Annotated in this window: 14 protein-coding genes; 10 read left to right on the forward strand and 4 right to left on the reverse strand. The window is 61.8% G+C overall.

The window, feature by feature from the left end:
* Positions 1-7 precede the first annotated feature (7 nt).
* The 3 genes from ABK249_RS10545 to rpsF form a co-directional block, all read right to left on the reverse strand.
* Positions 8-982 carry a YybS family protein gene (locus tag ABK249_RS10545; RefSeq protein WP_037150508.1) on the reverse strand — a complete coding sequence of 325 codons (975 nt, stop codon included), beginning with the start codon at positions 980-982 and terminating at the stop codon, positions 8-10.
* A gap of 161 nt (positions 983-1143) precedes the next feature.
* Complete coding sequence (rpsR, locus tag ABK249_RS10550; protein ID WP_037150511.1) at positions 1144-1392, reverse strand: 30S ribosomal protein S18; 249 nt, start codon at positions 1390-1392, stop codon at positions 1144-1146.
* Between the two features lie 22 nt (positions 1393-1414).
* Positions 1415-1882: a 30S ribosomal protein S6 gene (gene rpsF / locus ABK249_RS10555; RefSeq protein WP_037150513.1), complete on the reverse strand. Its 468-nt coding sequence runs from the start codon at positions 1880-1882 to the stop codon at positions 1415-1417.
* Between the two features lie 473 nt (positions 1883-2355).
* Here rpsF and ABK249_RS10560 point away from each other — a divergent pair, with 473 nt between their 5' ends.
* Together ABK249_RS10560 and ABK249_RS10565 are read left to right on the forward strand one after the other, a co-directional pair.
* Positions 2356-2763: a thioredoxin family protein gene (locus ABK249_RS10560; RefSeq protein WP_037150516.1), complete on the forward strand. Its 408-nt coding sequence runs from the start codon at positions 2356-2358 to the stop codon at positions 2761-2763.
* 3 nt (positions 2764-2766) lie between these two features.
* A complete protein-coding gene (locus ABK249_RS10565; protein ID WP_037150519.1) occupies positions 2767-3486 on the forward strand; it encodes a cytochrome c biogenesis CcdA family protein in 720 nt (239 codons plus the stop codon).
* 45 nt (positions 3487-3531) lie between these two features.
* On the opposite strand, the gene ABK249_RS10570 is transcribed toward ABK249_RS10565, so the two are convergent.
* On the reverse strand, positions 3532-4575 hold the full coding sequence (locus ABK249_RS10570; protein ID WP_227702362.1) for an aldo/keto reductase: 1044 nt from the start codon (positions 4573-4575) through the stop codon (positions 3532-3534).
* A gap of 164 nt (positions 4576-4739) precedes the next feature.
* Here ABK249_RS10570 and fabD point away from each other — a divergent pair, with 164 nt between their 5' ends.
* The 8 genes from fabD (at position 4740) to ABK249_RS10610 (ending at position 12374) form a co-directional block, all read left to right on the forward strand.
* Positions 4740-5696, forward strand: coding sequence for an ACP S-malonyltransferase (gene fabD, locus ABK249_RS10575; protein WP_037150522.1), 957 nt, complete (start codon positions 4740-4742; stop codon positions 5694-5696).
* Between the two features lie 118 nt (positions 5697-5814).
* A complete protein-coding gene (fabG, locus tag ABK249_RS10580) occupies positions 5815-6552 on the forward strand; it encodes a 3-oxoacyl-[acyl-carrier-protein] reductase (RefSeq protein WP_037150525.1) in 738 nt (245 codons plus the stop codon).
* 287 nt (positions 6553-6839) lie between these two features.
* Entirely contained in the window at positions 6840-7076 is a 237-nt protein-coding gene (locus ABK249_RS10585) for an acyl carrier protein (protein WP_003502080.1), read from the forward strand.
* A gap of 123 nt (positions 7077-7199) precedes the next feature.
* Positions 7200-8462: a beta-ketoacyl-ACP synthase II gene (gene fabF / locus ABK249_RS10590; RefSeq protein WP_037150526.1), complete on the forward strand. Its 1263-nt coding sequence runs from the start codon at positions 7200-7202 to the stop codon at positions 8460-8462.
* 126 nt (positions 8463-8588) lie between these two features.
* Entirely contained in the window at positions 8589-9785 is a 1197-nt protein-coding gene (mltG, locus tag ABK249_RS10595; protein ID WP_227702364.1) for an endolytic transglycosylase MltG, read from the forward strand.
* A 52-nt stretch (positions 9786-9837) separates the two neighbouring features.
* The gene (locus ABK249_RS10600) at positions 9838-10725 is read left to right on the forward strand and encodes a YicC/YloC family endoribonuclease (RefSeq protein WP_348862834.1); all 888 of its coding nucleotides are present in this window, start codon (positions 9838-9840) and stop codon (positions 10723-10725) included.
* A gap of 3 nt (positions 10726-10728) precedes the next feature.
* The gene (gmk, locus tag ABK249_RS10605; RefSeq protein WP_348862835.1) at positions 10729-11409 is read left to right on the forward strand and encodes a guanylate kinase; all 681 of its coding nucleotides are present in this window, start codon (positions 10729-10731) and stop codon (positions 11407-11409) included.
* Between the two features lie 104 nt (positions 11410-11513).
* Positions 11514-12374 (forward strand): DMT family transporter, encoded by an 861-nt coding sequence (locus ABK249_RS10610; RefSeq protein WP_348862836.1) that lies wholly within the window; start codon positions 11514-11516, stop codon positions 12372-12374.
* Positions 12375-12409: the final 35 nt, after the last annotated feature.

Below are 12409 nucleotides of genomic sequence, written 5' to 3' on the forward strand. Positions count from 1 at the left end.
CTAGGTCTCAATTCTTGTTTTCGTCGGGATTGATCGGGCCTCTTGCCGGCGTGAGCGCGATCGTCCGCCGCGTGTCGGACAGGCCGAGCACGAGGACGATGATTGCCGGCAGGAGAAGCATGGAAGATAGGTAGCAGAGGACGAGGACCGGCAGCCGCCAGTCCTTGCCCTGGCTGCGGAAATGGATCGAGGCGAAGCCTGCCATCAGGAAGCCGGCGCCGAACGTGCCGCAGATCACGGCGCCGATCATCGCCGGAACACCGCCCACGAAGGTGAGCACGATGCCGGCGAGGAAGATGAAGATCGCATGGCGGTTCATGCGAAGCGCGGAGGGCATGTCCTCGCGGGGGCGCAGAGCCCGGCCGGAACGGGAGACGATGCGCACGGCGATATAGAAGGCCGCAAACAGAAGCATGACCCAGATGCCACCCTGTACCAGCGGCAGCATCAGCACGATCATCGCCTTGGTCTGCGCCAGGCTGGCCGCGTCGGGCGTGAAGGCGGGTTCCTGGGTCTGCAGGGACGACATCATCGCATCGACCATCTGGCCGGTAAGTTCCGGGCCGTAGCCGATCACCACGCCGAGCGCGATGACGGCGATCGTCACCAGGCCGCAAAGATGCAGCAGGATGTCCGAAATCGGATACCAGGCCATCAGGTTGTCCGGACCGCCAAGTTCGGTGGCCGGGCGCGCCAGGTTGGCGAGGTGGCTGAGCCAGCCTGCCGGGATCAGGGTGAAGATCGCCATGGCGAGCGCAAAGAGCGGCGAAACCAGGACGGCGCCGAGCGCGGCTGCCGTCACGATGCCGACGATGGCGGCGCGATTGCCCCAGCCGAGGCCGGCGATCAGGATGGGAAGTGCGGAGGCGGCATAAAGAAGCGACGCAAAGGACGACTGTGCATTCGCGCCCAGTACCAGCAGGGCGGCGGCAATGCCGGCAAGGATGCCAATCGGCAATATGCTTTGTTTCTTGGTCGTCACGGTCTCGCTGTCCTGCCATTCAAGCAGTTAGGGGAGGCGACCTGAATCTCTGTCTCAGGTCCTTCATCCCCAACATGGGATTTGTCGGAGTTCCGATCCGCGCCCATCGCGGAAGGGAGATCCGACCCTCCGGTTTGGGACCGGAGGGTCGGAAATTCATATTACGCTACGACGTAAGGCAGCAGGCCGAGGAAGCGGGCGCGCTTGATCGCCTGGGCGAGTTCGCGCTGCTTCTTCTGGGAAACGGCCGTGATGCGGGACGGAACGATCTTGCCGCGCTCGGAAATGTAGCGCTGCAGCAGGCGCACGTCCTTGTAGTCGATCCGCGGCGCATTGGCGCCCGAGAACGGGCAGGTCTTGCGGCGGCGGTGGAACGGACGGCGTGCCGGGGAGGAGGATACGTCAGCCATGGTGTTTTCTCCTTATAGCCGATTACGCTTCACGCGGCGGGCGCGGGGCGCGCTCGAAGCCGCCTTCACGCGGCGGGCGGTCGCCGAATTCACGACGCGGCGGGCGGTCGCCGAATTCGCGGCGCGGGCCACGGTCGTCACCATCGCGGCGCGGACGGTCGTCGCGGTCACGCTTCTGCATCATCGCAGACGGGCCTTCCTCATGCTTGTCGACGGCGATCGTCATGTAGCGGAGGACGTCTTCGTTGATGCGCATCTGGCGCTCCATCTCATGCACGGCGGCAGCCGGAGCATCGATGTCCATCAGTGCGTAATGAGCCTTGCGGTTCTTCTTGATGCGGTAGGTGAGGGACTTGAGGCCCCAGTTTTCTACGCGCCCGACCTTGCCGCCGTTAGCTTCGAGGACGCCCTTGTACTGTTCGACGAGGGCATCAACCTGCTGCTGCGACATATCCTGCCGGGCAAGGAATACGTGTTCGTAAAGAGCCATGTAAGCTTTGCCTTTTCTTGCGGTTGTGTATCACCCGGACTCGGCGGCTAAGCCTCAACGACTGCTCCTGAAAGACTGAAAAGCCAAGCAAGAAAAGTTGTTTGATCGAGACGGTCGAGAGCGGAGACACGGGAGGCTTGGACCTTGTGGTCCCTGCGGTTTCCCTCGGGAAACCTGCCCTCCGTTCAGCCACCAGCCAGAAGACCGGGTGTTTCGAACAGCGCGCTTATACGGATTTTTGGGCGGATGGCAAGGGGCGTGGTGAATTGCCTCCCGACGGGCGGCGGATTTGCGTGACGTCATGTGATCACGGCCTTGTGTTCGGCGAAATGTAACCTGAGCCCCGCGCGATGCGTAACCGGATTGACGCCAGGCAGAAGCCACATCCTGACCGGTTTCCGCTGACGTCCGGATGGCTGCCGTTTTGACCTGAAGTGTCAACGGAGCCGGGGCTGAACCATTGGAGGGTGAACATGAGAAATATTGTGCGCTCGATGCGGATTTTAAGCGCGTCGGCATTCGTTCTGCTGGTTTCGACGGCGGCCGGCGCCGTTGAGCTGAAAGGCTACGACCAGAAATCGTTCGAGGCCGCTCAAAAGGCAGGAACGCCGATCATTGTCGATATCTGGGCAAGCTGGTGCCCGACATGCGCGGCGCAGCAGCCGATCATCGAGAAGCTGACCTCTTCATCCGATTTCTCGGACCTGACGATTTTCCGGGTCGATTTCGACAAGCAGAAGGACGTCGTCAGATCCTTCAAAGCTCAAAGTCAGTCGACGCTCATCGCCTTCAAGGGCGATAGCGAGACCGCCCGCTCGGTTGGAGATACAGATGCCAAGTCGATCGAGAAGCTGTTCAGATCCACATTGAAGAAGAATTAGGCCATGGGCACATCACTGGTTTTCGCCGCCCTCGCGGGTGTGCTGTCGATCCTCTCGCCCTGCGTTCTGCCCCTGGTTCCGATCGTTCTCGCCAGTGCGACGGGCAAGCACCGTTACGCCCAGGTGGCGCTCGCTTCGGGACTGGCCGGTTCATTCGTTGTGATCGGCATGTTCGTGGCGCTTGTCGGCTTTGGCCTCGGGCTCGATCTTGTGTTCTTTCGCCAGATCGGCGCGTTGGTGATGATCCTGTTCGGCGTGGTCCTCCTGGCCCCGGCTATGCAGGTTCGCCTCGCCGCCGCAGCGGGGCCGGTGGGCAACTGGACGGAGCGCCGCTTCGGCGGCTTTGACGACCGGGGTTTGACAGGCCAGTTTCTCGTCGGGGTCCTTCTGGGCGCGGTCTGGAGCCCGTGTGTCGGCCCGACGCTCGGCGCGGCGTCGCTGATGGCGGCGCGCGGTGAGAACCTCGGTGAGGTTTTCCTGACCATGGCGGCATTCGGACTTGGCGCGGCAGCCCCGCTTCTTCTGCTCGGACGGCTGTCGAGGGATATCGTGCAGCGTTGGCGCGACCGGATGCTGAATTTCGGCAAGATTGCCAAGGGCTTTCTCGGCATGGTCCTGCTGGTGGTCGGCTTCGCCGTCCTGACGGGCGTGGACAAGACCATCGAGGCGGCGCTCGTCGCGGCATCTCCGGACTGGCTGACGCGGCTCACGACGAGCTTTTGAGAGCCGGACCCGTCCCACGTCGCAAGGCGGGTCTGCCTGTTCCGCTTACAGCGTCATGGGATATTGCCGATAAACCCCGGCAATATCCTTCGTCACGTCTTCGGAGAGCCTCACTTCCGCCGCGCCGATATCCGTCTTCAGTTGCGCCATCGAGGTTGCGCCGATGATGACCGAGGCCATGAAGGGGCGCGAGAGGCAGAAGGCGAGCGCCATCTGCGCCATGTCGAGCCCGTGTTTTTCCGCGACCTTCGCATAGGCTTCCACGGCCGGCTCCTGCATCGGCTGCAGGCGGCCGCCGAGGTCCGTATTGATCGTGGCGCGGGAGCCCGCAGGGCGTGCGCCGTTCCGGTATTTGCCGGTGAGGATGCCGGCGGCGAGCGGCGAATACGCCATCAGCCCGACATTCTCGTGATGTGCGACTTCCGCAAGGTCGGTATCGAACTGGCGGTAGAGCAGGCTATATTCGTTCTGGATCGAGGCGACGCGCGGCAGGCTCTTTTCGTCCGAAAGCCTGAGGTATTTCAGCGTACCCCAGGCGCTTTCGTTGGAAAGGCCGATCGCGCGGATCTTGCCCGCCTTCACCAGATCGCCGAGTGTCTCGAGGATTTCGGCGATCTCGACCGCCGCCTTCTCCCGATCCTGAGCGAAGGCGTCGAAGGACCATAGATTGCGAAAATGATAGGTGCCGCGGTTCGGCCAGTGGATCTGGTAGAGGTCGAGATAGTCGGTCTGCAGGCGTCTCAGGCTGGCATCGAGCGCCTCGCGGATCGTCGCGGCCGAGATATCGCGGCCGCCGCGGATATGCGGCCGGCCGCTTCCGGCGATCTTGGAGGCGAGGATGATGTCCTTGCGCTTACCGCTCTTCCCGAGCCAGGTCCCGATGATTTCTTCCGTACGGCCGTAGGTTTCGATGCTGACCGGCGTCGTCGGGTAGAGTTCGGCCGTATCGAAGAAATTCACGCCCTGGTCGAACGCATGATCCATCTGCTCATGGGCTTCCGCTTCCGTATTCTGCGTGCCCCAGGTCATGGTGCCGAGGCAGATTTCGGACACGGTGATATCCGTACGGCCCAGTCTCTTATATTTCATGAAAGGAATCCTGATCTTGGAAGGTCGGCCGGACTTTAAGCGGGATTTGACATAGCGCAAGGGGGACAACCGGGCCTCGGGAACCTTCGAGATTGGCCTTGCCCTTGACTCAGGAAGCCCAAATGTGAATGGAGAGGCAAACATAAGGGAAGGAAATCATCCCCATGGGCACTTCAGCGAGCATCGCATTCACATTCCCCGGTCAGGGCAGCCAGTCCGTCGGCATGGGCAAGGAGTTGGCGGACGCTTATCCCGAAGCCCGCGCGGTTTTCCAGGTGGTCGACGATGCGCTCGGCCAGAAGCTCTCCGATATCATGTGGAACGGGCCGGAAGAGACGCTGACGCTGACGGCCAACGCGCAGCCGGCGCTGATGGCCGTTTCGATGGCTGCGATCCGCGTCATGGAAGCGCGTGGGTTGAACCTTGTCGAAAAGGTTGCCTATGTGGCCGGCCATTCGCTCGGCGAATATTCCGCGCTCTGCGCGGCGGGCACCTTCTCGCTTGCCGATACCGCCAGGCTGCTCCGCATCCGTGGCGACGCCATGCAGACGGCGGTGCCGGTAGGGCAGGGCGCCATGGCGGCAATCCTTGGTCTGGAGCATGGCGATGTGGAAGCCGCCTGCGCCGATGCGCGTGATGCCGGGGTCTGCCAGATCGCCAACGACAACGGCGGCGGTCAGCTCGTGATTTCCGGTTCGAAGGCGGCCGTCGAGAAGGCGGCGGCGCTCGCGACCGAAAAGGGTGCCAAGCGCGCCATCATGCTGCCGGTCTCCGCGCCGTTCCACAGCGACCTGATGGCACCGGCCGCCGATGCCATGCGCCATGCGCTGGACAGGGTGGAAAAGAAGAACCCGGTCGTACCGGTCGTCGCCAATGTCCGCGCGGCACCCGTCTACGATGCAGACGAGATCGCCAAGCTGCTCGTCACCCAGGTGACCGGCCAGGTGCGCTGGCGCGAGACGGTGGAGTGGTTCTCCGCCAATGGTGTCACGACGCTTTACGAGATCGGTTCGGGAAAAGTGCTGACCGGCCTTGCCCGCCGCATCGACAAGAATATTTCCGGCATTGCCATCAATACGCCAGCCGATATCGACGCGGCGCTCGCCGCTATCCTCGGCTGATTGGGAAAAGCGAATAACGAATAGGGAGTGGCGAATAGTAAAGAGATGGCGATGATGCGATGAAAAACTATTCGCTATTCGCTACTGGCTATTCGCTCCAAAAAAGAGGAACACCACCATGTTTGATTTGACCGGCCGCAAGGCATTGGTGACGGGCGCAACCGGCGGCCTCGGCGAAGAGATCGCCCGCATGCTGCACAAGCAGGGCGCCGTGGTCGGCCTGCACGGCACGCGTGTCGAAAAGCTGGAGGCGCTGGCCGCCGAACTCGGTGACCGCGTCAAGATTTTCCCGGCCAACCTTTCCGACCGCGCCGAGGTAAAGGCGCTCGGCGAGAAGGCCGAAGCCGAACTCGGCGGGGTCGACATTCTCGTCAACAATGCCGGTATCACCAAGGACGGCCTCTTCGTGCGGATGAGCGACGAGGATTGGGATTCGGTACTCGAGGTGAACCTGACGGCGGTCTTCCGCCTGACCCGCGAACTCACCCATCCGATGATGCGCCGCCGCCATGGCCGCATCATCAACATCACCTCCGTCGTCGGCGTTACCGGCAATCCGGGCCAGGCGAACTACTGCGCCTCCAAGGCCGGCATGATCGGCTTTTCCAAATCGCTGGCACAGGAGATCGCCACCCGCAACGTGACTGTCAACTGCGTCGCACCGGGCTTCATCGAGAGCGCCATGACCGGCAAGCTCAACGACAAGCAGAAGGAAGCGATCCTCGGCGCGATCCCGATGAAGCGCATGGGTGCGGGTTCGGACATCGCCGCGGCGGTGCTTTATCTCGCTTCCGACGAGGCGGGTTACGTCACGGGCCAGACGATCCATGTCAACGGCGGCATGGCGATGATCTGAGCCGAGCCGGGAAGGTTCCAAAATTCCGTTGCAATCGGTTGTTGGCGGCGGTGGAATGGAACAAATTCTGGCTTTGCGGAACAGTCAAACCGTGTTAAGCGGGCCATGACTGTGAGAAGTCACCCTGAAATGCAGGCCTTCATATTGCGTGAGCAAGACATGATTGGAGCCTGACGAGGGGCGAACAGGTTTGCCGGCATCGGCCTTGCGAAGGCGGCGATTGCAGGCTTTAACAGGATGCGGATGCCAAGCGGGCATCCGATAAGACAAAGGTCGAGGAAACCGACATGAGCGATATCGCAGAACGCGTGAAGAAAATTGTTATTGACCATCTCGGCGTCGATGCCGACAAGGTTGTTGAAGGCGCAAGCTTCATCGACGATCTTGGCGCAGACTCGCTCGACACCGTCGAACTGGTCATGGCTTTCGAGGAAGAATTCGGCGTCGAAATCCCGGATGACGCTGCTGATTCCATTCTGACCGTCGGCGATGCCGTGAAGTTCATCGAGAAGGCCCAGGCCTGATCGATCCGATAGACTAGGGATAAAGCCGCAAGGCAAATCCCGACAACGGCCCGCTCGCACGGGCCGTTTCAGCAACTGGGGGCTTGCCCCTGGAACATGAAAATTCAGGGTGGAACGCTGGCGATGAGACGTGTCGTTATCACCGGTACCGGCATGGTATCTCCTCTTGGGTGCGGAACGGAAGTGAGCTGGCAGCGGTTGCTTGCCAGCCAGAACGCTGCCCGTCTCGTGACCGAGTTCGAAGTCGAGGACCTTCCCGCCAAGGTCGCTTGTCGTATTCCGACAGGCGATGGCTCCGATGGCACCTTCAATCCCGACGACTGGATGGAGCCGAAGGAACAGCGCAAGGTCGATCCCTTCATCATTTACGGCATGGCTGCCGCCGACATGGCGCTTAAAGATGCCGGCTGGCATCCTCAGACGGACGAAGATCAGATCGCCACGGGCGTGTTGATCGGTTCCGGCATCGGCGGCCTCGAAGGCATCGTGGAAGCCGGCTACACGCTGCGCGACAAGGGCCCGCGCCGTATTTCGCCCTTCTTCATCCCCGGCCGCCTGATCAACCTCGTCTCCGGCCAGGTGTCGATCCGCCACAAGCTGCGCGGCCCGAACCATGCCGTCGTCACGGCCTGTTCGACCGGCGCACATGCGATCGGCGACGCGGCCCGGCTGATCATGCTCGGCGATGCCGACGTGATGGTCGCAGGCGGCGCGGAATCACCGATCTGCCGCATTTCGCTCGCGGGCTTCGCGGCCTGCAAGGCGCTGTCCACCAAGCACAACGACGATCCTGAGAAGGCCTCGCGCCCTTATGACCGCGACCGTGACGGGTTCGTCATGGGCGAGGGCGCCGGCATCGTCGTCCTGGAAGAGCTGGAACATGCCAAGGCGCGCGGCGCCAAGATCTATGCCGAAATCGTCGGTTACGGGCTTTCCGGCGACGCTTTCCATATCACCGCGCCGTCGGAAGACGGCGACGGGGCCTATCGCTGCATGACCTCGGCCCTGAAGCGGGCCGGTATTTCGGCATCGGACGTGGATTACATCAATGCCCATGGCACGTCGACCATGGCCGACACGATCGAGCTTGGCGCGGTCGAACGGCTCGTCGGCAATGCGGCGTCGAAGATCTCCATGTCATCCACGAAATCGGCGATCGGCCACCTTCTGGGGGCTGCCGGCGCCGTCGAGGCGATCTTCTCGACGCTGGCGATCCGCGACAATATCGCGCCGCCGACGCTCAACCTCGACAATCCCGATGTCGAGACGGCGATCGACCTCGTGCCGCACAAGGCGCGCAAGCGCGAGATCAATGTGGCGCTGTCGAATTCCTTCGGCTTTGGTGGCACGAACGCCTCCCTCGTGCTGCGCCGTTACGACGCGTAGTCGAAGCGCTGCTTTTAATGCGGCTGGACTTTCGGGTCCGGCTCGTATCATCTTCTGGACCTGTTTTTTGCCGCATTGCTTGGCCAAACAGCGGTCGAACGTGTTTGAGTCTCTTGGGGGGCGCGGTTGAGCGATACGAATCATGTCAATGAACAGCCTCCCGGCAATGGCAGGGGGCCGATCATTCCGAAATCGCCGAATGAAGCCCTGAAGCCGGAGCGCGTGCCCGAGCCGCCGCGCCGGTCCAAGAAGGCGCGCAGCCAGCTCGTCATCTTTTTGAATTTCGTGATGACGATGGTGGTGGTCATCTGCGTGGCTGCAGTCGCCGGCTTCTACTACATGATTTCGGCCTTCCAGGAGCCCGGCCCGCTGGAGGCGAACACGCATTTCATGGTTCGTCCCGGCGCAGGTTTGGCCGAGATCGCCACCAATCTCGAGCGCAACGGCATCGTCTCCGATGCCCGCATCTTCCGCTACGTAACGGCCACCTATCTGCGCAGTGGCGAGACGCTGAAGGCAGGCGAATACGAGATCAAGGCGCATGCGTCCATGAAGGACATCATGGGCGTCCTGGAATCGGGCAAGTCGATCCTTTATTCCGTCGTGCTGCCGGAGGGCCTGACGGTCCGGCAGATGATGCTGCGGCTGGCGGAAGATCCGGTGCTGGAAGGCGATCTGCCGGCCGAACTGCCGCCGGAGGGCAGCCTGCGCCCCGATACCTACAAGTTCTCGCGCGGCAGCAAGCGGGCCGATATCATCCAGCAGATGCGCGTGGCGCAAGAGAAGATGATCGACCAGATCTGGGAAAAGCGCGATCTGGACCTGCCGATCAAGACGAAAGAAGAGTTCGTCGTGCTCGCCTCGATCGTCGAGAAGGAGACGGGCAAGGAAGACGAGCGCGCTCATGTCGCATCCGTTTTCATCAACCGGCTGCAGAAGGGCATGCGCCTGCAATCGGACCCGACCATCGTCTACGGACTTTTCGGCGGCGAAGGGAAGCCGTCCGACCGGCCGATCTTCAAGTCGGACCTTGCCAAGCCGACGCCCTATAATACCTACCAGATCAAGGGCCTTCCGCCGACGCCGATTTCCAATCCCGGCCGTGCTGCGTTGGAAGCAGTCGCCAACCCCTGGCGCACCAACGACCTTTATTTCGTAGCCGACGGCACCGGCGGCCATGTCTTCGCTGCGACGCTGGAGGAACACAATGCCAATGTCCGTCGTTGGCGAAAGGTGGAAGCCGAGCGCGCGGCCAACCCCGACATCGCCGTGGACGGCCAGCCGGACGGCGAGGAAGCGGAAAAGCCGCCGAAGAGCAACTGACCGCTTGTTTTCAGGCCGCAGATCGTGGCCTGAGCATTATCTGGAGACGTCAATGACCTTGCAGTCCATGACTGGTTTTGCTCGCAGCGAAGGATCGAGCGGGCGCAACCGCTTTGCATGGGAACTGCGCTCCGTGAATGGCAAAGGCCTGGATATCCGGCTCCGCCTGCCGCCGGGCCTCGAACGGCTGGAGCCGGAGGTGCGCCGGCTGATCTCGGAAAAATTCTCTCGCGGCAATCTGCAGGCGTCCCTCAACCTGACCATCGCCGAAACCCAGCTGGAGGCGGTGCTGAACCGCGATGCATTGGCGGCAGTGCTGGCATTGCGCGAGGAACTCGGAGATCTCATCGATCCGTCGCCCTTGAAACTTGATACGCTGCTCGGCATCCGCGGGCTAGTCGACATCAGGGAGCCGGAAGAGGGTGAGGAGGCACTTGCTGCCCGTGACGCCGCGATCCTCGCCGGCCTCGACGAGGCGATCGGTCGTCTTGCGCGCATGCGCGGGGGGGAAGGGGCGGTCCTCGCCGATGTGCTGAAGGGACATGTCGCCCGGATTGCGGAACTGACCAGGGCCGTGGAAGCCGATCCTTCCCGCACGTCGGAAGAGATCGCCAAGCGGCTTTCCATGCAGCTTTCGGCACTTCTGCAGGAGGCGCCGACGCTCGACCGCGACCGGCTGCATGCGGAAGCGGCTCTTCTCGCTACCAAGGCAGATCTGCGTGAGGAAATCGACCGGCTGAAGGCGCATGTCGCCGCGGCCGGCGAACTCATCGACAAGGGCGGGCCGGTGGGGCGCAGGCTCGATTTTCTTGCACAGGAATTTAACCGGGAATCGAATACGATCTGTTCCAAATCGAATTCTGCTGCTGTAACCGCAGCCGGTATCGAGTTGAAAGTCGTCATCGACCAGTTCCGTGAACAGGTCCAGAATCTGGAGTAGGCCATGAGCCCGGCACCGTCGTCCAAGGGCAAGCCATCCTCGCCCGTGAAGATCGCCCGGCGCGGGCTGATGCTCGTCCTTTCGTCGCCCTCCGGCGCCGGCAAGTCGACGATTGCCCGCAACCTGCTCGAATCCGACTCGACTCTCGGCATTTCCGTCAGCGTCACGACGCGCCAGCGCCGCCCGAGCGAGATCGCCGGCAAGCATTACCACTTTATCAGCACCCGGGAGTTCGAGCGGCTGAGGGATTCCGATTCGCTGCTCGAATGGGCCGAGGTGCACGGCAATTTCTATGGCACGCCGCGCGAGCCGGTCGAGGCCGCCATGGCGGAAGGCCGCGACATGCTGTTCGACATCGATTGGCAGGGAGCGCGCCAGCTCCAGGAGAAGATGAAGGCGGATGTCGTATCGATTTTCGTGCTGCCGCCGACCATGACGGAGTTGCAGTCGCGCCTGCACCGCCGCGCCGAAGACACCGAGGAGGTGATCCGCACGCGGCTCCTGAATTCGCGCGCCGAGATCGAGCATTGGCGGGAGTACGATTACGTCATCGTCAATGACGACCTCGACAATGCCTTCCACGCGGTGAGCAACATCATCGGTGCCGAACGCATCCGCCGCGACCGCCGCCATGGCCTGTTCGACTTCGTGCAGGGGCTTTTAATGGAAGAGCCGGAGTTATGAGATTGTCGCCGCCAGGGCTTGCCAGGTCTTGATTGAGGGCTGGCTGCCGCCGCCCATGATGCGCGCCTGAAAGAAGATCATACGTGGAAAATAGTCCTTCAACCATGAAGGCGGCCGCATGGATGATGGCCTCCATCGCACTCCTTCTGCTCATGGCCGTTTCGGGTCGTGCCATAACGCGTGAAGTCGATGTTTTCCAGGTCATGGAGATGCGCTCCATCATCGCCTTTTTCATGCTGTTGCCGCTCGTCTATCGCGAAGGTGGCTTCAGGGCCATGCGAACCAGCATCCTGCCAAGTCATATTGGCCGCAACGTTGCCCACTACATCGGCCAATTCGCGTGGCTGATGGGGTTGACAATGATCCCGATGGCGCAAGTCATCGCCATTGAGTTTACCGCGCCGATCTGGGCAGCTTTGATGGCTGCAGCGTTCCTTGGCGAGAAGCTGACCTGGCGCAAGGGCGTCGCTATTCTGTTTGGGCTGGGTGGCGTCGTATTGATCGTGCGACCGGGTGCTGCACCGCTCAACCCAGGCCATCTGATCGTGCTGGGAGCAGCCTTTGTATTCGCGATATCCTTCATTGCCACCAAGATCCTGACGCTTTCGGACAGCCCAACGAAGATCATCTTCTGGATGCTCATCATTCAATCAGTCGTCGGATTTATCCCGGCGCTGGAAGTCTGGGTATGGCCATCCGCAGCAATCTGGCCGTGGATCTTTCTGATCGCGTTTTCAGGTACGTTCGCGCATTTTTGCATGGCCAAAGCATTGACCCACGCTGAAGCGACAGTGGCGATGCCGATGGATTATCTGCGTGTGCCGTTGTCGGCGCTATTGGGCTATCTGTTGTATGCCGAGGCGATCGACGGCCTTACCGCAATCGGTGCTGGATTGATTCTTGCCGGCAACCTTTTCAACCTGCGCAGACCGAACGCAAACCGGATACAGGCCACGCCGACCTGAAACACATCGCCTGCCTGTATCCCCCGGAGGCAGGA

Origin of the sequence: Neorhizobium phenanthreniclasticum, assembly GCF_040066075.1 — a bacterium.
GTDB lineage: Bacteria > Pseudomonadota > Alphaproteobacteria > Rhizobiales > Rhizobiaceae > Neorhizobium > Neorhizobium petrolearium.